Source organism: Sulfurimonas sp. ST-25, from assembly GCF_048079205.1.
GTDB classification, from domain to species: Bacteria; Campylobacterota; Campylobacteria; order Campylobacterales; family Sulfurimonadaceae; genus Thiomicrolovo; species Thiomicrolovo sulfuroxydans.
Genome location: NZ_CP182225.1, coordinates 1,107,683 through 1,127,530, shown reverse-complemented (window position 1 = coordinate 1,127,530; position 19,848 = coordinate 1,107,683). Strand labels below are relative to the sequence as shown.

The window sequence follows — 19,848 nt, the reverse complement described above, 5'->3', positions numbered from 1 at the left end:
GGCGCTTACTGCGCTGGGAGTTCCTTCTTCAGGTACTCGCCGGTGTAGCTGCCGGTGTCGTCGGCCATTGATGCCACCGTTTCCGGGTCGCCGACGGCGATGATGCGGCCGCCCTTGCTGCCCCCTTCTGGGCCCATGTCGATGATGTAGTCGGCGTTCTTGACCATATCGAGGTTATGCTCGATGACGAGAACGGAGTTGCCCAGTTCGACGAGGTGGTGCAGCACCTGGGTGAGGCGGTCGACGTCGGCGAAGTGAAGCCCCGTCGTCGGCTCGTCAAGGATATAGAGGGTGTTGCCCGTATCTTTGCGGCTGAGCTCCTTGGAGAGCTTGATGCGCTGCGCTTCCCCGCCCGAGAGGGTGACGGCGTTCTGCCCCAGGGTGATGTAGCCCAGGCCCACGTCATTCAGCGTCTTGAGGATCGCCTTGATCTTCGGGATGGCGTCGAAGAAGGTCAACGCCTCCTGGACACTCATGTTGAGGACGTCGGCAATGGACTTGCCCTTGTACTCGATCTCCAACGTCTGCGGGTTGTAGCGGCTGCCGCCGCAGGCGTCGCACTTGACCATGATGTCGGGGAGGAAGTGCATCTCGATCTTGAGCTCCCCTTCCCCCTGGCACTTCTCGCAGCGGCCGCCCTTGACGTTGAAGCTGTAGCGGCTCGCCGTGTAACCGCGGATCTGGGAGAGCTTCGTCTTCGCAAAAAGGTTGCGGATCTCGTCCATCAGCCCCGTATAGGTCGCCGGGTTCGAGCGCGGGGTGCGTCCAATGGGGCTCTGGTCGAGGTAGATCACCTTGTCGAGCTGCTCCAGCCCCGTGATCTCGACGCCGGCGACGGTGTGCACCTTGCGCGCGCGGTTGAGCAGCTCCCGCGCCGTCGGCAGCAGGGTCTGCAGGATGAGAGAGCTCTTGCCGCTGCCGCTCACGCCGGTGACGCAGACGAGGTTCTGCAGCGGGATGCGGGCGGAGAGGTCCTCGATGTTGTTGATGGTGACGTTCTTGATCTCGATCCACTCCGTCTGCTCGCGGCGGTAGAAGTACTCGATCTTCTTCTTGCCCGTCATGTAGGCCGCCGTCTCCGTCTTTGCCTTCATGAGCTGCTTGAGGGAGCCCGAGAAGACGACCTCCCCGCCAAACTGCCCCGCCCCGGGACCGATGTCGATGATGTGGTCGGCGTGTTCGATCGTCTCCTTGTCGTGCTCGACGACGATGACGGTGTTCCCCTTCTCCTGCAAAGAGCGCAGGGTCCGGATGAGTTTGAGGGTGTCGCGTTCGTGCAGGCCGATGGAGGGCTCATCGAGGACGTACATGACACCCGTCAGCCCGCTGCCGATCTGGCTGGCGATGCGGATGCGCTGCGCCTCGCCCCCGCTGATGGTCCGGGCGTCGCGGCTCAGCGTCAGGTAGCCGAGGCCGACGTCGAAGAGGAAGAAGAGACGTTCGCGGATCTCGTTGAGGATGGGCGCGGCGATCATGCGGTCCTGTTCGCCGAGGAAGGCGAAGGTGTCCTCGGCCGTGAACCAGCGGTAGGTATCCTCGATGGGTTGGGCAATGACCCCGCTGATCTTCTGCCCCGCCACGTCGACGGCAAGGCTCTCCCGGCGCAGGCGGTGGCCGCCGCAGACATTACAGACCTTCTCGCTCATGTAGTCCTGGATATCCTTCTCGTCCTTGAACATGTCATAGGCGATACGGATGATCCCCGGCCAGATCCTTTTCACCAGGTGGTTCTTCCACTTGAAGGTCACTTCGTTGATGCTGCCGTGCAAAATGGCCTTCTTCTGGTGCTCCTCCAGTTCGCGGAACGGGACGGTGATGTCGATCCCCTCCGTCTCGCAGAAGCCTTTGAGGAAGGTGAAGTAGTACCCCTTGTTGAAACCGTAGACGATCTTGACGGCACCCTTCTCGATGGAGAGATCCCCGTCAATGATCTTGTCGTGGTCCAGGGCGTAGCGGATGCCGAGGCCGTCGCACTCGGGGCAGGCACCCTTGGGGGAGTTGAAGGAGAAGCTGAGCGGCTCGAGGGGCTCGAAGCTCACCTTGCAGTCAAAACAGGCGTTGTGCTCGCTGTAGTGGATGATGTTCGCGGTCAGGTCCATCTCGGTATGGTTCATGATCTCGACTTCGACCTCGCCGTAGCTCTCCTTGAGCGCCTTTTCGACGTCCTGGGCGATCCGGTCACGGTTCTCATCCTTGATGACGACACGGTCGATGACGACCTTGATGGTATGCTTCTTCGTTTTGGAGAGTTCGATCTCCTCGTCGAGGCGGACCATGACGCCGTCGACCATCGCCCGCACGAAGCCTTTGTGGCGCAGCCCCTCGATCAGGTCGGCAAAGGTTCCCTTCTTCTCGCGGATCAGCGGAGCAAGGATGACGGCCTTGGAGCCTTCGGGGAGCTTCTGAACCTGCTCGATGATATCCGCGGCGGACATCTGCGAGATCTCCTTGCCGCAGAGGTGGCAGTGCTGGACACCGATGCGGGCAAAGAGCAGGCGGAGGTAGTCGTAGATCTCGGTAATGGTCCCGACGGTCGAACGGGGGTTCTTGGAGGTCGTCTTCTGGTCGATGGCGATGGCGGGGGTGAGGCCGTCGATCTTGTCGACGTCGGGCTTGCCGATGCGGTCCAGGAACTGGCGGGCGTAGCTGGAGAGGCTCTCGATGTAGCGGCGCTGTCCCTCGGCATAGAGGGTATCAAAAGCGAGGGTCGATTTGCCCGAGCCCGAGAGCCCCGTACAGACGACCAGCTTGTTCTTCGGCACTTCGAGGGAGATATCCTTGAGGTTATGCTCCCGCGCGCCCGTGATCGTTATCTTATCCATGCTTCACCACCAATCTGTAGAAGAAGTATCCGATGACCACCAGGTAGAAGGCGATCATCAGGAGTTTGTGTTGTTTGACCGGCACAACGTGCTTGAGCCAGATTCCGCCGAAGACTCCCGCCATCGACGCGACCCCGATAATGACGCCGTGGTAGTAGTCGACGTAGCCGCCCGCCGAGAGGCTGATGAGCCCAGAGATGGAGGAGAAGACGACAAAGAAGAGGCCGGCGGAGATGGCATTCTTGAGCGGCACATGCAAGAAGCCTGCCAGAATAGGCACCAGCAGAATGGAGCCCCCGACACCGATGGAGATGGAGAAAGCCCCCAGCAGCAGGCCGATGACGAAGAGCAGCACCGGGTGCGCTTTTTTGATCTCCTGGTCGTGATCGACGGTCTTGAAAAAGAGCCGCCCCAGGGCAAAGAGCACAAAGCCCATGAAGATCCACTCGAGCGTGCGTCCGGAAAGGGCGCTGACGATGAAGCTGCTTCCCAGGGCCCCGACCGCGCCCCCGACACCGATAGCCAGGACCATCTTGACGTCGAGAGTACCCTTTTTCAGGTTCAGGTAGCTGCCGTAGATGGAGCTGAAGACCATCTGCACGACGGAGATACCGACGGCGCTCTTCATGTCGAAGCCGATGAAGAGCAGTGCGGGGACCAGGATCGTCCCGCCGCCGATACCGAAAAAGCCCGACAGCGCGCCGACGCCAATGCCCAAAAATACAAGTTCGATAATCTCTGCCATCTGCCGCCCCGTGTGTTGATTCGCGCGATTATACAGGAGGCACGGTAAAGTGGGGGTTACATCTGTAAAGGAGTTCGCAGAGTCAATCTGCGGTGAAGCGACGGCAGCATGCCGCCGCAAGGGTGACGCTACTGCGCATCACGCTCCTGCTCGACCGCATCGAAGGTGATCAGCGTGCTGAAGCGGCCATCATGCTTTCGGGTCTCATAACGGTACCCCAGTTTGTCGGCGAGACGGTTGATCATCCGGGACCCGATGCGGGAACTAAAAAGGGTCTCGTCGCTTTTGGTGCCGATCTCGTTGACGATCTCCAGCCGCTTTTTGTCCGGATCGACGATCGTGCGGATGGCGGTGTCGTTCTTCGTATGCATGAAGATGTTTTCAAAGACGGCCTGCAGCACCTTTAGAATCGCCGCTTTGTGGATGTAGAGGGTGAAATCCTCCTCGAAGTTCGACACGATCGTCAACCCTTTCTTCTCCAGAATCGGCTGGAAGACCTGCTGCATCAGCCGACACTGCTCCTGCATCGGCACGTCCTCCCTCCCCTTGCGCATATCCCACTCGATCTCTTTGAGGAAGATCAGCTCTTTGAGCTTGCTGCTGACCGTCGCGATGTCCGCTTCGCTCTCGGCGACGAAACGCACTTTTTCGAAGGCGTCATCCTCGGCGAAGAGCGACAGACGCGCTTTGAGCACGGCGATGGGCGCTTTGATCTCGTGCGCCGCCTCCTTGAAGATGTTCTGTTTTTCCCGGCAGAGCGACCGGTTGGCACGCTGCAAAGCGATGATCGCATGTTTCAGCTCGTTGACTTCCGCCGGACCGCTGCACGACGGCAGCGCTTTTTCATCCCCGGCACCGGAGCGGCAGTAGCCTACCAGGCAGTGCAGCGGGCGCAGCAGCCGCGTCAGATATAACCAGAACAGCAGGACGAACAGCAGCAGGAAAAGCCCGAATACGGCCGCCAGGTGCAGGGCGAGGTCACGGCTTTTTTGTTCGATCCGCAGGGTATTCGAACGCACCTTCAGGTAGCGGCCGTCGGGCAGTACGGAGACGACGGCGACCTCCTCCGCTTCCGGCGGCAGGGTCTCGGTCATTGTGAAGGTCAGATCGTCAAAGTGATCGACGAAGGGTGCGCTGTGGTAGGCTTCGAGCAGATGGAAGTTCTGTCGGATCGTTTCGGCGTCGTTCAGGTAGAATTTATGGCGGACGACGTCCTCGGACAACACGATCAGCGACTGCCGCAGATTGCGTTTAAGCTCGGCGTGGTAGCGGTAGACGACATAGCTCCCGAGCAGTGCGAAGGTGACGACGCTGCTGAGCAGAAAGTACGAAATGACCATCCGCTGCAGGCTTCTACTCCCTTTCAATGACGTACCCCCGCGTCTTGACGGTCTTGATAATCGCTTTGGGCAGTTTTTTGCGGATGTTCTTGACCGTCGCGTCGATGGTGTTGGAGGCGATATTCTGCGGATTGACGTAGAGGGCGTCGAGCAGTTCGTCCTTGGAGATGATCTGCCCCTGCTTCGAAAGAAGGTAGAAGAAGAGGTCATTCTCTTTGCGGCTGAGTACGATCTCCTCCCCCGCGCTGCGGATGGAGCGGCCCAGCATATCACATGTCAGGCCGCATACTTCGACATGGGGCGCTCCCTGGTGTCGGCGCGCCAGCGCATGCACCCTCGCCAGCAGTTCCGCGTTGTCAAAGGGTTTGTCGAGGTAATCGTCCGCCCCCAGGTTAAGCCCCGCGATCTTCTCCGCGATGGCGTCGTAGGCGCTGACAACGATCACTCCCGTTTCGCTGCTTCGCTGCTTGATCTTTTCGATCAGCGACATGCCCACGTCGACCCCGTTTATATTGCGGTCGAGCAGGACGACACTGTAGCAGTAACGCTCGATATACGCCAGTGCATCGCCCAGTTCGGAGACGATATCGACACGGAAATGGCGGGAGAGGTAGCCGCCGACCAGTTCGGCGAGGACGGCATCGTCCTCCAGCATCAGGATTCGCATGCGTTTCTCCTCCCCTTTGCAGTGAGTGTAGCACGCCAGTGTTAGGGAAGTGTTAGGAAAAGCCCCTCAGCCTATTCGTAAGCGCAGGCGATCGACGACGCCTCCGTCGCCTCCCCGACGTAGCGGCTCTCTTTGAAAAAGCCATCGATGAGGCTCCTAAACGCCGCCACGTCGTCGATGCGGTTGACGTCGTTGCGCAGGGCGGAGGCACCGGCGTACCCCTTGGAGTAGGTATGGATATGTTTTCGGAACATCGGGACCCCCCGCGCGCCGTAAAACTCGATCATGCGGTCGTAATGCTCCATGATGATCTCGTAGCGGATCATCGGGTCGATGGTCGCGCTGCCCGTTTTGAGCTGGTGGAAGATCCACGGCGCGCCGACGGCGCCGCGGCCGATCATGACGCCGTCAGCCTTGGTATGCTCCAGCACCCACTGCGCCTTCTCGTAGCTGTCGATGTCGCCGTTGGCGATCACGGGGATGGAGACCGCCTGCTTGATCTCGGCAATGGCGTCGTAGTCGACCTCCGCCTTGAACTTGCCCGCCCGGGTCCGCCCGTGCACGGCGAGGAAGTCCGCCCCGCTCTCCTCGACGATCCTTGCGATCTCGAGGTGATTCTTCTCGGCAAATCCCAGGCGGATTTTGACCGAGGTGAGCGGCTTGTTCGACGTTGATTTGATGGTCTCGATGATCCGCCCCATCTGCGGCAGGTCTTTGAGCAGAGAGCTGCCCGACCCGTGGCTGACGACCTTGGGGACGGGGCAGCCGCAGTTGAGGTCGATGATGTCGATGTCATCCTGCGCGTTGAGGATCTCGACGGCGCGGCGGACGATCTCCGTATCGGCCCCGGCGATCTGGACCGAATAAGGGTCCTCGTTGGGACTGCGCTCGAGCATCTTGAGGGTCTTCTGCGAGCCGTAGGCCAGGGCGTTGGAGCTGAGCATCTCGCTGACGGTGAGATCCGCGCCGAACTTTTTCACGACGCTGCGAAACGGCAGATCGGTATAGCCCGCCAGGGGCGCGAGGACATATAGAGGTTTGGAGAAATCAAGAATGTCTTTTAAAATCATACGCGTATTTTAGCAAAAAACGGGGTGAGAAAGTGTGCGCTCTGGAAGAAGTGCCCTTGGGGTACGAGCTCTCCGCCGAGGAGGACTCAGCGTCAGCGTAGGTGTCCGGGCTTTCGAGGAAACATCGCTACGCGAGCGGTACCCTTGTTTTCGAGGAAACATCGCTACGCGAGCGGTACCCTTGTTTTCGAGGAAACATCGCTACGCGAGCGGTACCCTTGTTTTGCCCGGCTGCCGTATAAGTTCCGAAGGCCTGTCAGGCCTTCGGAGAATAATTCTGCAGCATCATGTTCGCAAAACGCTTGACGTCATAATGCTTGTTGCACGCCTTGAGATCGGCGTAGGCTTTGAACAGAACGTATTCGTTCTCCGCCGTGATGTGCAGCAGCTCTTTGGCCCGGTCGACCATCTCGAGGTCGAAGAGCGTAAAGAGGTAGCCGTCCAGGGCCTTGTCGTCGTTGTCCGAGAGCATCTCGAAGACGGCGATGCGCTGCTCGGGGAGCATATGCTCGCCCATCACGACGCCGAGGTAGAGGTAATCCAGCGAGGAGAGCCCTTCGATCCGGGTGACGAAGTCCACCACCGTCGCGTTCGGCACGGAGAGGGTGTTCTCCTCGGCGTTGATGCGGTTGACGATGGAGAGGGCCGCTTTGAAGGTCATGTAAGGGCGGTACTTCTCCAAAATATGCAGCGGCGCGAAGACGCTGAGCTGCTCGAAGGCCAGCGCGTGGATCGCCGCATCGTAGCGTTCAGGTTTCGAGAGGACCGTTTCCGCATCGAGTTTGCCTTCGGCCAGCTGGTTGATATGGTTCTGGCGCACCAGGGGATTGCCGCTGGGGAGGTTGAAACGCTTGAGGTCGGCGCTTTCGCCCTTCTCGATCAGCTGGATCGCCTGGATGATCGCCCCGAGTTTGGGATGTTCGATCCCCTCAAGGTTCTCATCGGGCAGCATCCGGGAGTGATCGGCGATCTCGCCCATCAGCGCGTAGCGCTCCGTTTTAAAAGCGTGTCGGCGATCCTCTTTTTGCAAGAAGGCGTCGGCGACCGCGTCGAGCAGGTGGGCGTAATCCTTTTCGTACTTGCGCAGGCGTACGCTGCCGACAACGGAGTAGAAGAGCATATGAGCAAGGGTGCCGGCATAGAGCAGCAGCATCGCCAGGGCGACCCACACGGCGACCGGCAGTGACGGGAGCATAATGCCCAGCAGCTCGATGTGGATGCTCTCTTTCGATACGAAACCGTAGACGAACCATCCGAGCATAAAGATCAGCAGCAGTGCGGCGATACTGTAGCGTTTGATATACATGCGTCCCCCTTACTTGGCGCTGTTCTTCTCGGCAATCTCCCTGCAGTCAATGCAAAAACGCGCATGCGGCTTCACTTTGAGACGCGCAAAACTGATCGGCTCCTCGCACATCTCGCAGATGCCGTAGGTGCCTGCGCTGATCTTGCTCAGCGCCAGTTCGATCTCGAGCAGTTCGGTCCCCTGCTGTGTCCCGATCGCGGTATCAACCATATTGTCGTTGCTGATGGCGGCGTAATCGCCTTCGTCGTTCATTTCAACGTCGCTCAGACCGTCCAGTTCCGCCTCGACGCCGGAAATGTTCTTCATGATCTGCGCTTTGCGTGCGCGCAGAATCTCCTCGAAATATGACAGTTCGCTGTTTTGCACGGGTGTCCTTATTTGTGGTAGGGGTGGTTGTTCAGGATCGTGAATCCGCGGTAGATCTGTTCCAGCAGGACCGCCTTGGCGATCTTGTGGCTCATCGTCAGCGGCGACAGGCTGATCACCTTGTCGCAGCGCCGAAGAAACGCGTCTTCGAATCCGAACGCCCCTCCGATATAAAATTGCACCGACATTTTATCACTAAGGAGCTTACTGAATTCGAAACTGTCGATTAATTTTCCATCAGGATGCAACGCAATCGAATATCCACGGTTTAAATAGGGCTCAAGACTCTCCGTATAGGCCTGTTTTGCGGCCTCTTCGCCTATTGTGTGTGCTTTGGTGACGTTTTTGCCGAAAATTTCGACGTCATTGACCTTGGCGAAGCGCGAACTCATTTTTATAAGTTCTTTGTATAACGGATCGTAGATGGACCGCTCTTTTTTGGCGATGGAATAGAGGGTCACTTCCATCGCTGCGCCTCCGCAATGATCGCACTGCCCATCACCCGCATCCGCGCATGGGCAAAGCGGTCCTCAAAGCCGACCCCGCCGATAGCCGCGACCGGGTGGACGGAGGCAGACGCCAGGGTATCCAGGTCTTCGCCCAGGACCGCCGCATCCGTTTTGGTTCCCGTCGCCCGGAAGGCTCCCAGCCCGATGTAATCGATCCCGAGCGTGTTGGCCGTCGCGATCTCCGTGGCATTATGGGTGGAGAGGCCGATGACGCAGTTGCTGCCCACTTCCCGGCGCAGAGATTGCACCGCTGCGGCGGCATCTGCACCGATTCCAAGCAGATCATCCTGGCCCACATGCACGCCGTCGCACAGTGCATGGAGCTGCCAGCGGTCGTTGATGATCAGCATCCCGTCCCACAGCCCCCGAAGGCGCTCCAGCGCGGCTTTGACGACGTCGGTCTCCGCAGCTTTGTTCCGGTACTGGATCAGCGAGACGTCCAGCTGGCGGCAGGCTTCGACATAGGGTTCCAGGTCAAGGGCATGGGAATCGAGCAACGCCTGGTCGCAGAGGGCGTAGAGGGCGTTGGACGGGAGGGAGGCGAAAAAAGGGTCTATTTCACTGCGCGTCATGGTCGGCCGAAGCGGGCAGCATCATGCGGATAAGGTCTGAAATCGTCTCTTTGAGCTCGTTACGGTTGACGACCATATCGATGGAGCCGTGCTCCAGCAGGAACTCCGAGCGCTGGAACCCCTCGGGGAGGTCCGAACCGATCGTCTGCTTGATAACGCGCTGGCCGGCGAAACCGATGAGCGATCCCGGCTCGGCGATGATGATGTCGCCGAGGGTCGCGAACGAGGCGCTGACCCCGCCCATCGTCGGGTCGGTCAGAACAGAGATGAAGGGGAGTTTGTGTTCGCCCAGGCGTGCCAGAGCGGCGGAGGTCTTGCTCATCTGCATCAAGGAGTAGGTACTCTCCTGCATCCGCGCCCCGCCCGAGGCGCTGATGATGACGACACCCTGCTTTTTCTCGATGGCGCGGTGGATGGCACGGGTGATCTTCTCCCCTTCGACGGAGCCCAGCGATCCCCCCATAAAGGCGAAGTCGAAGACACAGAGCTGCACGTTCACGCCGTTCATCGTACATTCGCCGCTGACAACGGAGGAGCGGCGTCCCGTCTTCTTTTCCCCCTCTTCAAGGCGTTTGACGTAGCTTTTCTTGTCCACGAACTTCAGCGGGTCGACCGGCGCAAGGTTCGCGTCGAACTCGACAAAGCTCCCCTCGTCCGAAAGCAGTTCGATGCGCTTGTCGACGTTGATACGCATATGGTGACCGCATTTGGGACAGACGTAGTTCTGGTTTTCAACCTCTTTGTAGTACATCAGGGAGTTGCATGAGGGGCATTTGACCCAGTGTGCCGGTGCCTCGCTCTTGGTAGGCTGCTGTCGGGACGTGCCGCCGAAAAGGTTGAAAAGGTTCATCACGTATCCTTCGGGGTTCGGAAATAGTTTTGATTGATTGGGGGAATTGTAGCGAAAAAGTGCCCAGACTTCCCCTAAATGCTCAGGGGAAGCGGTAGAGAAACGGCGCTGAAAAGCGCCATTATTTCAGCAGGCTTCTGACGATGGAGCGCGCCGCTTCGCGGCCGTCGTAGACGGCGTTGACAACAAGGTCCGCGCCCCGGTAGCAGTCACCGCCGGCATAGATGCCCGACGTGGAGGTCTGGTGGTTGTCGTCGATGACGATCCCGCCCCAGGCGTTTGTCTCGATGCCGTTCTCCGCCAGGAAGGAGGGGACGGAAGGATCGAAACCGAGGGCGAGGATGACCACGTCGGCGTTGACCGTAAAGTCGCTCCCTTTGACCTCTTCCATCCGCTGGCGTCCGCTCTCGTCTTTGGCACCCAGGACGGTTTTGACCATCTCGACGCCGACGGCGCGGCCGTTTTCATCGAGGAGGATCTGCTTCGGCGAGGCCTGGAACTGGAAATCCACGCCCTCTTCCATCGCGTTTTTGTACTCTTTCTGGCTGCCCGGCATATTGTAGGCGTCACGGCGGTAGAGACACTTGACGCTGCGCGCCCCTTCGCGTTTGGCGGTACGGACACAGTCCATCGCCGTATCCCCGCCCCCGATGACAACGACGTCGAGGTCTTTGAACTCAAACTTCTTGTCGTAGGCGCGTTTGAAATTCTTTTTCTGAATTGCGGTGAGGTACTCCATCGCCATGTAGACGTTCGGCGCCTTTTCACCGGTGATGCGGGCCGTCTTGCCCTTCGTTGCACCGATCCCGATAAAGATGGCGTCGTGGCCGTTGACGATCTCCTCGAAGGTGATGTCTTTGCCGACTTCGCACTCCAGGACCAGTTCCATCCCCGCCTCTTCGAGCAGTTTGACGCGGCGGTCGACGATCTTTTTGTCGAGCTTGAAGTTCGGGATGCCGTAGGTCATCAGTCCACCGGCGCGGTCGGCACGCTCGTACATCGTGACGGCGATCCCCGAACGCAGCAGGTAGGTGGCGGCAGAGAGGCCCGCCGGGCCGGAACCGATAATCGCGACCTTCTTGTCCGTCGTGATCCCCGGGAACTCCGGTTTCAGGCCCGCTTTGAAGCCCTCCTCGTTGATGAACGCCTCGACCGCACCGATCGTGATGGCGCCGTGGCCGTCATTGAGGGTACAGTCCCCTTCGCACAGACGGTCCTGCGGGCAGACCCGCCCCATGACCTCCGGGAAAGGCGACGGCTCGTTGGAGAGCTTGAAGGCGAACTCCAGGTCGTTTTCGGCGACGGCCTTGAGCCACTGCGGGATGTAGTTGTGCAGCGGACACTTGTTCAGACAGTAGGGGTCCCCGCACTGGACACAACGGTCGCTCTGCGCCCCCGCCTCGTTCTTGTTGAATACTTCGTAGATCTCTTTAAAGTCTTTGACACGGTCGACCACCAGGCGTTTCGCGGGATCGATACGTCCAATCGTTAAAAATTCTCTCATTCTTAGTCTCCCTTTTCCTGGTTGAGCGGAAGTTTGGTCAGGTTTTTAGGACGGACAAGCCAGAAGTTGCGGATCTCTGTACGGAAATTGTCAAGGATCATGCGCCCCTTCGAGCTGCCCGTTTCGTTAATATAGTCTTTGAGCAGGCGCTTCAGATAGTGGCGCGCCTCGTCGCCGTCGTCCGTATCGATGCGGACCGCTTCAACCAGTTCGCGGTTAACGTTCTCGATGAAGTTGTGGTCCTCGTCGAAGACGAAGGCGATCCCGCCCGTCATCCCCGCACCGAAGTTAACGCCGGTACGGCCCAGAATGACGACGATACCGCCGGTCATATATTCACACGGGCTGTCGCCGGTGCCTTCAACGATGGCGAGCGCACCGGAGTTACGGACGGCAAAACGTTCGCCGACGGCGGCATTGACATAGAGCTTACCGCCCGTCGCACCGTACAGACAGGTGTTCCCCCCGCCGCTGAAGCTGCCGCCTTCATGCACCGACTTGATGACGATCTTGCCGCCGTGCATCCCTTTTCCGATATAGTCGTTCGCGACGCCCTCGAGGCTCAGGTTGACCCCGTTGATCAGGAAGGCACCGAAGGCCTGTCCCGCCACCCCTTTGAGGCGGATGTCGATCGTACCGTCGGCCAGTCCCTCATCCCCGTAATAGCGGGCGACTTCACCGGAGACGCGTGCCCCGAAACTGCGGTTAAGGTTGCAGATGTCGCGGACAACACGGACCGGGTGTTCGGGGTGCTTGATCGCACTGCGGACCTCTTCGAGGACCTCTTTTTCAAAGGCGTTGTCGTCGAACGGTTCGTTGGACGCGACCTGGCAGGTATCGACGCCCGGTTCGCGGTGCAGCACGTTGCCGAAGTCGAATTTCTTCGCGAGCTCGTCGTCGATGACCTTGAGCAGGTCGCTGCGGCCGATCAGTTCGTCAAGCGTTTTGTAGCCCAGCTGCGCCATGTAGCCGCGGATATCCTCGGCGAGCAGTTTGAAGTAGTTGACGATCTGCGCGACGGTACCTTTGTAATACTCTTTGCGCAGCTTTTCGTTCTGCGTTGCGATCCCGACGGAACATTTGTTGACGTGACAGATCCGCAGCATCTTACAGCCGACAATGGCGAGTACGCCCGTACCGAAGGCGTAGCTTTCCGCACCGAGCAGCGCCGCCTTGAGGACGTCGAGCCCGGTCTTGAGCCCGCCGTCGGTCTGGACGTGGACCATCTTGCGCAGGTCGTTGGCCTTGAGGGCATTGTGCGCTTCAGAGAGGCCCAGCTCCCACGGGTTACCCGCGAACTTGATGGAGGTGAGCGGTGCCGCACCGGTACCGCCGTCGCCGCCGGAGATGATGATCTTGTCAGCATAGGCCTTCGCGACCCCCGCGGCGATCGTACCGACGCCCGCCGTGGAGACGAGCTTGACGGAGATCTTCGCGTCCGGGTTAACCTGCTTGAGGTCATAGATGAGCTGCGCCAGGTCCTCGATGGAGTAGATATCGTGGTGCGGCGGCGGCGAGATCAGGGTGACGCCCGGCACGGTATGGCGCAGGCGCGCGATAAGCGCCGAAACCTTGTGGCCCGGCAGCTGGCCGCCCTCGCCCGGTTTCGCCCCCTGGGCGACTTTGATCTGGATCTCCTCGGCCGAACGCAGGTAGGCCGGGGTGACGCCGAAGCGGCCCGATGCGACCTGCTTGATCTTGGAGTTGAGCACGGTTTTGAAGCGCGCGGCGTCTTCCCCACCCTCACCGGAGTTGGACTGACCGCCGATAGTGTTCATCGCCTCGGCGATGCACTGGTGCGCCTCGGGCGAGATAGAGCCGAGGCTCATCGCCGCAGAGCTGAAGCGCTTCGTGATCGCTTCAGCCGGTTCGACCTCGCTGATATCGATCGGCGCCCGGTCGGATTTGAGTTCGAAGAAGTCGCGGATGAACTTCTGGCCGCGGGTATTGACAATATTTTTCAGACGTTCGAAATCCTGCGGATCGCCCGACTTGCTCAGTGCGTGGATGGCGTGGATGACCTGCGGACCGAAGTCATGGTACTCCTGGCCGTTGTAGAACTTGTAGAAGCCCCCGATCTTGAGCGGGAAGATGCTGTTGAAACCGAGGTCGTCAAAGGCCTCTTCGTGCGCTTTTTTCAGGCGTGCATCGATATCTTCGTAGCCCAGACCCGGGATATGGCAATGCGAATCGCCGAAACAGTCGTCCACGATCTCGCGGCCCAGTCCCAGGACATCGAAGAGCCCTGAGTTGCGGTATGACGCGATCGTGGAGATCCCCATTTTGGACATGATCTTGAGCAGGCCGGCGTTCAGGGCACCGTGCACGGATTTGAGCGCTTCGCTGCAGGGGATATCCTCCAGCGGCTTGCTCGTCTCGACCATATTGACGGCAGTGGAGAAGAGCAGCTCCGGGAAGACCGCGCTCGCACCGTAGGCGATCAGCGTCGCCGCACCGTGGGAGTCGATCACTTCGGAGGAAACGGCGACGAGGGAAACCAGGTGGCGTACACCGGCGTCGAGCAGAGCGCTGTTGAGGCGTCCGACCGCCATCAGCATCGGGATGGTACGGTGGGTGGCATCCAGACCGCTGTCCTCAAGGATGACGATCCGGATGCCATCTTTCTTGACCGCCTTGGTCACGGTTTTCACCAGGGCGTCGAGGGCCGGCTTCAGCTCCCCTTCGAAGGCCGTGGAGAAGGTCGCATTCTTGTAAAAAGGCTGGAAGCGCGGCGAATTCTCGTTGCCGTAGGATTTGAGCACCTCGAGTTTCTCGTAGGTGACGATCGGCGAGATCGCCTTGAGGCGGTGCGCATGCGACGGCAATTCGTCCAGGATGTTGTGCGTCTCGCCGAAACCGGTGTTAAGGCTCATGACCACCTTCTCGCGGATCGGGTCGATCGGCGGGTTTGTAACCTGGGCGAACTTCTGCTTGAAGAAATCGCTGAAGTGGCGCTGTTTGGAACTGAACGCCGCCATCGGGGTGTCGTCTCCCATGGAACCGACCGCTTCCTTGCCGTCGCGGATCATCGGTTCGATAACCTGCTCGATCACCTCTTCGGTGATGTTGAAGTAGCGCTGGCGGCGGACGAGGTTGTCCTTGTCAAGGATGCAGTGCCCGCTATACTGCTCTTCGACGTGTTCCTGGAGGTAGACCATATGTTCGTTAAGCCACTTCATATAGGGCTGTGACGCCTTGAGGTAGTCGTTGATCTCCGCGTTTTTGAGAACCTTGCCGAATTTGAGGTCGAGACCGATCATCTCGCCCGACTGCAGGCGGCCGCGCTCTTTGATGTTATCTTCATCCAGGTCGATGACCCCGTACTCGCTCGTGATAAGGAGGGTGTCATCGTGGGTGACGATGTATTTGGAGGGGCGCAGACCGTTACGGTCGAGGACACAGCCGATGTAGCGGCCGTCGGTCAGCGAGAAGGCCGCCGGACCGTCCCACGCTTCGAAGACGGTCGAGTGGTACTCGTAGAAGGCGCGCAGGTCCGGGTCCATGTGCGGCGCGTTCTGCCACGGCGCAGGGATGACGGCGCGGGCCGCTTTGAAGAAATCCATGCCGTTGGCGATCAGGAACTCGAAGAAGTTGTCCGCGCTCGCGCTGTCGGATGCACCCGGCTGCAGGATTGGCAGCAGACGCTCAAGCTCTTTTTTCGTGAAGATCTCGCTCTTGATCGACTCGGATTTGACGCGGACGTTGAAACGGTTCGCCTCGACGGAGTTTATCTCGCCGTTGTGCGCCACGGCGCGGAAGGGCTGGGCCAGGCGCCATTTGGGCAGCGTGTTGGTGGAGAAGCGCTGGTGGAACAGGGAGAAGGAGATCTTGAAATCGGGGTCCTGGAAATCCTTGTAGAACTCCTTGATGTGCGTCGGCATCACCAGGCCCTTGAAAGAGATGACCCGCGACGACATGGAGGGGATGTAGAAATCCTCGTCGTGCTCCAGGGCATGTTCCGTCTCTTTGCGGCTCAGGTAGAGCAGCGCGTCAAAGCGCTGCGTCGCCATGATGGAGTTGGGGACGATGAAGACGTGGTAGATGTAGGGCTTCGTATCCAGCGCCTGCTGACCGAGCGCGTTGTCGTCGACCGGGACCTCACGCTTGAGGATGACCTTCAGGTCGTTTTGCGTACAGGTATCGCTGAGCACTTCGAGGTGCTTTTTGACGCGGGTAAATACGGTCGCGACCGCATACATCTCCGGGAGCTCCACACCCTCGGCTTGCGCGATCTTGCGCATAAACGCCGTCGGCATGGAGAGCAGCAGCCCGCTCCCGTCTCCGGTTTTTCCGTCTGCGGCGATCGCACCGCGGTGCATCATCCGCTCAAGTGCCGTGATGGCACGTTCGAGCGTCTCATGGGACGCCCGGTTGTCGATATTGGCAATCAGGCCGAAACCGCAGTTGTCTTTAAAAGAACGTAACAGGTCAGAATATTCCACTCGGTTCACCTTTATTTAAGCATATATTAAGCACATTTCCCGTATTTAGAAAAGTGCCGATTGCTAATATTGTACTACAAAACGCTTTAAAACTTTATTTTGAAAGCCGATTTTTTATACACTAGTGATGATAAATGATACAGGAAGAAACGCAGAGTGCAAGGGTTCATCATTCGACTTCAACGGGTCAAAGACGAAGATCTTATTTTAGCCATTTTGACACAGGAACGCTTAGAGACCCTTTACCGTTTCTACGGGGCGCGCCACGGGACGATCAACCTAGGGCATATGATCGATTTCGAAATCGAGCACTCCCTCAAATCCTCGATCGGACGGCTCTACGACGTCGTGCATCTCGGTTTCCCCTGGCTGCTCGATCCGGCGCGGACACGGTTGTGGCACACGTTCGTCTCGCTTTTCTACCCCCACCTGCGCGAATCCGAAGAGACCGGGGGCTTCTATTTCAGCCTGCTCAAAGACGCCGCGGAGCGCTGGGGCACGCAGAACCCCAAGCGCGTCGCCGTCGAGGCCTATGCCCGCCTGCTGCACTATGAGGGGCGCAGCCCGGACCGAACGCACTGTTTTTTCTGCGAAAACCCGATCGACGAAGCCTCCGTCTGCATGATCCGTGCTTTCCAGTACGCCCATACCGATTGCGCGCACCGTACCCCGGTCAATAAACACGCCGCGGACGAACTGCTCAAACACCAGAGCGCCCTCTTCCTGAGCGACGAGGAGATCGACATCCTCTGGGCGACGCTCTTGGAAGGGTTTTAAGAGGGGACGACCTTCTTGAGTTCGGCAAGATAATAGTGAAGGTTTGCCACGTACTCATCGAGGATATCGCGGTCGCTCCCCTTTTTGACGTAGTCGTTAAAATCGGACAGCAGGTCGGTCATCCCCCCTTCCCCGAGATTTGACGTCGAGCCTTTGAGCTTGTGGATCGCCTCTTCGACCTGGACCATATCCAGCGCGGCAACAGCGGCCTCTAGCGCCGGAAGTTCCGATTCGATCTGAGTGACCAGTTCGCCGATGAAGCTGTTGGCCTCCTCCTGCGAAAGCCCGAACTCCTCGACGGCGCGGGCATTGTTAAAGGGCGGATAGGGACGGGGAACAAAAGGGGGTTCGGCCGCCTTGGAAGGGACTTCCACGGGCGGCTGCAACTCCCCGCGCTCCCCTGCCGCCGTTTCGGCACCGGAAGGTGTGCCCGCTTCGGGGGTTGCGACGATTTCGTCCCTTTGCAGCACTTTGATGCCGACATTCGGCTGTGCACCCTTCATTACCTTGGGTTTGGACAACGGCTTTTTTTCAGCGTATTTGGACTGCTCGACCGCTTCGCGCATGTTCTCCAAATGGTGGCGGTTGCGCAGGCGCGTCACAACGACCGAAACCACGACAGCCAGGACGATTACAACCAGAAGGGTCACTATGATGAAGAGGTACGGCATCGGTCATCCTTGATGGCCACACAGGCGCGGTTAATAATCAATGAGACTATCATAATATAAACAGGGTCGACCTCTGCTTAAACGGAAAACATTAATGGGTGTTAGCGCAGTTGTTGTGATCAAATGGCATAGTGGTAGGGTTGGTAGAGCTGATCAATATCGGAGAGTTTCATGTCGAACATCGCCCGTATTTTTTCATTCATGCTCCCCCAGAATGCCTCGAGGATGACGCTTGAACCGACATTCCCCTCCGTCTGGCACAGGGGGCCTTCAAGGGCCTCCAGGATCTCCAGCACCGTGATCTCCGCCGCCCGCCGTGCAAGCTGGTACCCCCCGGCCGCGCCGCGGATGCTCGTCACGAGACCGGCGCGCCGCAACCCGGAGAGGATCTGCTCGAGGTAGCCATGGGAGATCGATGTCATCGCCGCGATCTCGCGTATCTGCATCGGACGCTGCTGTGGCGCATGGGAGAGCACGTGCATCGCGGCAAGGGCGTAGACCCCTTTTGACGAGATCCCCGCCATTACGCCGCCCCGCCGATCAGACGATAGAGGTAATAGACTTTGCAGCCGACGCAGAAATTGAACAGGACGTCCATCAACAGGCAGAGGACGTAGATGGAGGCGACCGCCACCAGCATCGGCTGCAGGCCAAGGGACGCGGCGACGATCAGCAGCAGGATAAACAGCAGCCCGAAATGGCCGGCCACGCTCTTGGCCGCGCCGTCGACCTTCTGGTCCGGCAGGCGCATCAACCGCTTGAGAACCGCAGCGCTCTGATAGAGCGGACTGAACTGCTTGTTGCCATGGAGGCGCACCAACAGGTCCGCGCCGAGGGCGAAGAGCAGCGGCACCGCCCCCGTCAGAAAAAAGAGTGCAACGATCCCCGTCGTCAAAAGCGAGAGGATCCGGCTGACCGTATTGTCAGCCGCTGTGAAGTTAATGGGACAAGCCTGTGCCATAGCATAACCTTTGTCGGGGCCTTTTCGGCTCCATCATAAAAGTATCACAGTTTACTCCCGGCGGCACGGCATTGTCAAGTATCCATACCAAAATAGTATGGTTTATCCGGAAGGTGTTTTACCTTCTCCTCTATTGCGCCGCTTTTTTCAACCTGACGCCCATTTCCATATGGTGCGTATAGGGGAACTGGTCGAACATCGCCATCGCTTCGATACTGTGCGTCCGCGTCAGGTACTCCAGGTCGCGCTTGAGTGTCTCGGGGTTGCAGGAGATATAGAGGATATGCTCATGCCGGGCGGCGAAATCGCAGGAGGCCTCGTCCATCCCTGCGCGCGGCGGGTCGACGAAGATCGTATCGAGACGGTAGCTCGGCAGGTCTATTCCCTTCATCCGGTTGAATTCGCGCACCCCATCGAGGGCCTGGACGAACTCCTCGGCGCTCATGCGGACAAAATCGATGTTATGCACGTCATTGAGTTCCATGTTCGTTTTCGCCGCGTGGATGGAGGACTTGGAGATCTCCGTCGCCAGGACGCGGTCAAAGCGCGACGCAAACGGGATCGTGAAGTTCCCCGCCCCGCAGTAGAGTTCCAGCAGGTCGCCGCCAAGCCCCTCGAACTGCTTCAGGGCCCATCCTATCATCTGGGCATTGACCCCGGGGTTGGGCTGGGTAAAGCTGTTCTCGATCTGCTTGAAACGGTAGGTCCTTTCAGCGACGTCGACGGATTCGATGACATGGTCGCATCCGATCACCTCTTTCTGCTTCCGGCTGCGCCCGATGATGCTGATGCCGAACCGCGCGGCCATCTCCGCCGCCTGCGCCTTCCACGTATCGTCGAGTTTACGGTGATAGAGCATGGAAACGGCAATGTCCCCGTCGCGGCCGGCCAGGAAATCCATCCCGAAGAGTTTACGCCCCATTTCCGGCACGGCGTTGAGCGCATCGAGCAGCGGCCACATCAGGGCCTGGATAGGTGTGGTGACCATCGGGCACTCTTCAAGAAGCACGACGCCGTCGCGGTCGATGGAGTTCATGGCAAAGTGCATGGTATCACCGACGTGCCACACCTTGAACTCGGCACGGGCACGGTACCCCTCCGCAGCAGAGCGTGCAATATCGAACGCCCCCGAATACAGCGGCGCGAACATGGCTTTGATCTCTTCCGCTTTCTTGGTCAACTGCCCTTCGTAACCCTCTTCATACCAGCGGCAGCTGCCGCAACGGCCGAAATGCCTACACTCCAT

At 59.0% G+C, this 19,848-nt stretch carries 17 protein-coding genes; 1 reads left to right on the top strand and 16 read right to left on the bottom strand.

Annotation, left to right across the window (positions count from 1 at the left end; genetic code table 11):
- Window positions 1–5: 5 nt before the first annotated feature.
- The 12 genes from uvrA to gltB form a co-directional block, all read right to left on the bottom strand.
- Window positions 6–2,822, bottom strand: coding sequence for an excinuclease ABC subunit UvrA (gene uvrA, locus ACM66T_RS05735; RefSeq protein ID WP_231021075.1), 2,817 nt, complete (start codon window positions 2,820–2,822; stop codon window positions 6–8).
- Window positions 2,815–3,567, bottom strand: a complete 753-nt coding sequence (locus ACM66T_RS05730; protein ID WP_349636721.1) for a sulfite exporter TauE/SafE family protein — start codon at window positions 3,565–3,567, stop codon at window positions 2,815–2,817. Before ACM66T_RS05730 ends, uvrA begins: the two co-directional genes overlap by 8 nt.
- Window positions 3,568–3,695: 128 nt before the next feature.
- Complete coding sequence (locus ACM66T_RS05725) at window positions 3,696–4,934, bottom strand: hypothetical protein (RefSeq protein ID WP_231021074.1); 1,239 nt, start codon at window positions 4,932–4,934, stop codon at window positions 3,696–3,698.
- Window positions 4,921–5,574 (bottom strand): response regulator transcription factor, encoded by a 654-nt coding sequence (locus ACM66T_RS05720; RefSeq protein WP_231021073.1) that lies wholly within the window; start codon window positions 5,572–5,574, stop codon window positions 4,921–4,923. Before ACM66T_RS05720 ends, ACM66T_RS05725 begins: the two co-directional genes overlap by 14 nt.
- 71 nt (window positions 5,575–5,645) lie before the next feature.
- Complete coding sequence (gene dusB / locus ACM66T_RS05715) at window positions 5,646–6,644, bottom strand: tRNA dihydrouridine synthase DusB (protein WP_231021072.1); 999 nt, start codon at window positions 6,642–6,644, stop codon at window positions 5,646–5,648.
- A 256-nt stretch (window positions 6,645–6,900) separates the two neighbouring features.
- Window positions 6,901–7,950, bottom strand: coding sequence for a hypothetical protein (locus ACM66T_RS05710; RefSeq protein ID WP_231021071.1), 1,050 nt, complete (start codon window positions 7,948–7,950; stop codon window positions 6,901–6,903).
- A 9-nt stretch (window positions 7,951–7,959) separates the two neighbouring features.
- Window positions 7,960–8,316, bottom strand: coding sequence for an RNA polymerase-binding protein DksA (gene dksA, locus ACM66T_RS05705; RefSeq protein ID WP_231021070.1), 357 nt, complete (start codon window positions 8,314–8,316; stop codon window positions 7,960–7,962).
- Between the two features lie 8 nt (window positions 8,317–8,324).
- A complete protein-coding gene (locus ACM66T_RS05700; protein ID WP_231021069.1) occupies window positions 8,325–8,783 on the bottom strand; it encodes a 23S rRNA (pseudouridine(1915)-N(3))-methyltransferase RlmH in 459 nt (152 codons plus the stop codon).
- The gene (locus tag ACM66T_RS05695) at window positions 8,774–9,397 is read right to left on the bottom strand and encodes a thiamine phosphate synthase (protein WP_416768867.1); all 624 of its coding nucleotides are present in this window, start codon (window positions 9,395–9,397) and stop codon (window positions 8,774–8,776) included. The genes ACM66T_RS05700 and ACM66T_RS05695 overlap by 10 nt, the downstream gene beginning before the upstream one ends.
- Window positions 9,384–10,247: an acetyl-CoA carboxylase, carboxyltransferase subunit beta gene (gene accD / locus ACM66T_RS05690; protein WP_416768866.1), complete on the bottom strand. Its 864-nt coding sequence runs from the start codon at window positions 10,245–10,247 to the stop codon at window positions 9,384–9,386. Before accD ends, ACM66T_RS05695 begins: the two co-directional genes overlap by 14 nt.
- A gap of 121 nt (window positions 10,248–10,368) precedes the next feature.
- Window positions 10,369–11,751, bottom strand: coding sequence for a glutamate synthase subunit beta (locus ACM66T_RS05685; protein ID WP_231021066.1), 1,383 nt, complete (start codon window positions 11,749–11,751; stop codon window positions 10,369–10,371).
- Between the two features lie 2 nt (window positions 11,752–11,753).
- Window positions 11,754–16,193 carry a glutamate synthase large subunit gene (gene gltB / locus ACM66T_RS05680; protein ID WP_416768865.1) on the bottom strand — a complete coding sequence of 1,480 codons (4,440 nt, stop codon included), beginning with the start codon at window positions 16,191–16,193 and terminating at the stop codon, window positions 11,754–11,756.
- A 156-nt stretch (window positions 16,194–16,349) separates the two neighbouring features.
- On the opposite strand from gltB, the gene recO reads away from it, so the two are divergent.
- Complete coding sequence (gene recO, locus ACM66T_RS05675; protein WP_255707541.1) at window positions 16,350–16,970, top strand: recombination protein RecO; 621 nt, start codon at window positions 16,350–16,352, stop codon at window positions 16,968–16,970.
- Here the strand turns inward: recO and ACM66T_RS05670 are convergent.
- The 4 genes from ACM66T_RS05670 to trmA all read right to left on the bottom strand — a co-directional run bounded on the left by ACM66T_RS05670 (window position 16,967) and on the right by trmA (window position 19,848).
- The gene (locus ACM66T_RS05670) at window positions 16,967–17,641 is read right to left on the bottom strand and encodes an Hpt domain-containing protein (RefSeq protein WP_231021063.1); all 675 of its coding nucleotides are present in this window, start codon (window positions 17,639–17,641) and stop codon (window positions 16,967–16,969) included. The two genes, recO and ACM66T_RS05670, sit on opposite strands and share 4 nt — an antisense overlap.
- A gap of 119 nt (window positions 17,642–17,760) precedes the next feature.
- Window positions 17,761–18,165, bottom strand: coding sequence for an RrF2 family transcriptional regulator (locus ACM66T_RS05665; RefSeq protein ID WP_231021062.1), 405 nt, complete (start codon window positions 18,163–18,165; stop codon window positions 17,761–17,763).
- Window positions 18,165–18,602: a DUF4395 family protein gene (locus tag ACM66T_RS05660; RefSeq protein ID WP_231021061.1), complete on the bottom strand. Its 438-nt coding sequence runs from the start codon at window positions 18,600–18,602 to the stop codon at window positions 18,165–18,167. Before ACM66T_RS05660 ends, ACM66T_RS05665 begins: the two co-directional genes overlap by 1 nt.
- 130 nt (window positions 18,603–18,732) lie before the next feature.
- Window positions 18,733–19,848 (bottom strand): tRNA (uridine(54)-C5)-methyltransferase TrmA, encoded by a 1,116-nt coding sequence (gene trmA / locus ACM66T_RS05655; RefSeq protein WP_231021060.1) that lies wholly within the window; start codon window positions 19,846–19,848, stop codon window positions 18,733–18,735.

Bases quoted from the DNA above. Each gene is read 5' to 3' on its own strand.
- uvrA (WP_231021075.1), bottom strand. From the start codon at position 2,822: ATGGATAAGATAACGATCACGGGCGCGCGGGAGCATAACCTCAAGGAT.
- ACM66T_RS05730 (WP_349636721.1), bottom strand. From the start codon at position 3,567: ATGGCAGAGATTATCGAACTTGTATTTTTGGGCATTGGCGTCGGCGCG.
- ACM66T_RS05720 (WP_231021073.1), bottom strand. From the start codon at position 5,574: ATGCGAATCCTGATGCTGGAGGACGATGCCGTCCTCGCCGAACTGGTC.
- dusB (WP_231021072.1), bottom strand. From the start codon at position 6,644: ATGATTTTAAAAGACATTCTTGATTTCTCCAAACCTCTATATGTCCTC.
- ACM66T_RS05710 (WP_231021071.1), bottom strand. From the start codon at position 7,950: ATGTATATCAAACGCTACAGTATCGCCGCACTGCTGCTGATCTTTATG.
- ACM66T_RS05700 (WP_231021069.1), bottom strand. From the start codon at position 8,783: ATGGAAGTGACCCTCTATTCCATCGCCAAAAAAGAGCGGTCCATCTAC.
- ACM66T_RS05695 (WP_416768867.1), bottom strand. From the start codon at position 9,397: ATGACGCGCAGTGAAATAGACCCTTTTTTCGCCTCCCTCCCGTCCAAC.
- accD (WP_416768866.1), bottom strand. From the start codon at position 10,247: ATGAACCTTTTCAACCTTTTCGGCGGCACGTCCCGACAGCAGCCTACC.
- ACM66T_RS05685 (WP_231021066.1), bottom strand. From the start codon at position 11,751: ATGAGAGAATTTTTAACGATTGGACGTATCGATCCCGCGAAACGCCTG.
- ACM66T_RS05670 (WP_231021063.1), bottom strand. From the start codon at position 17,641: ATGCCGTACCTCTTCATCATAGTGACCCTTCTGGTTGTAATCGTCCTG.
- ACM66T_RS05665 (WP_231021062.1), bottom strand. From the start codon at position 18,165: ATGGCGGGGATCTCGTCAAAAGGGGTCTACGCCCTTGCCGCGATGCAC.
- ACM66T_RS05660 (WP_231021061.1), bottom strand. From the start codon at position 18,602: ATGGCACAGGCTTGTCCCATTAACTTCACAGCGGCTGACAATACGGTC.
- trmA (WP_231021060.1), bottom strand. From the start codon at position 19,848: ATGGAGTGTAGGCATTTCGGCCGTTGCGGCAGCTGCCGCTGGTATGAA.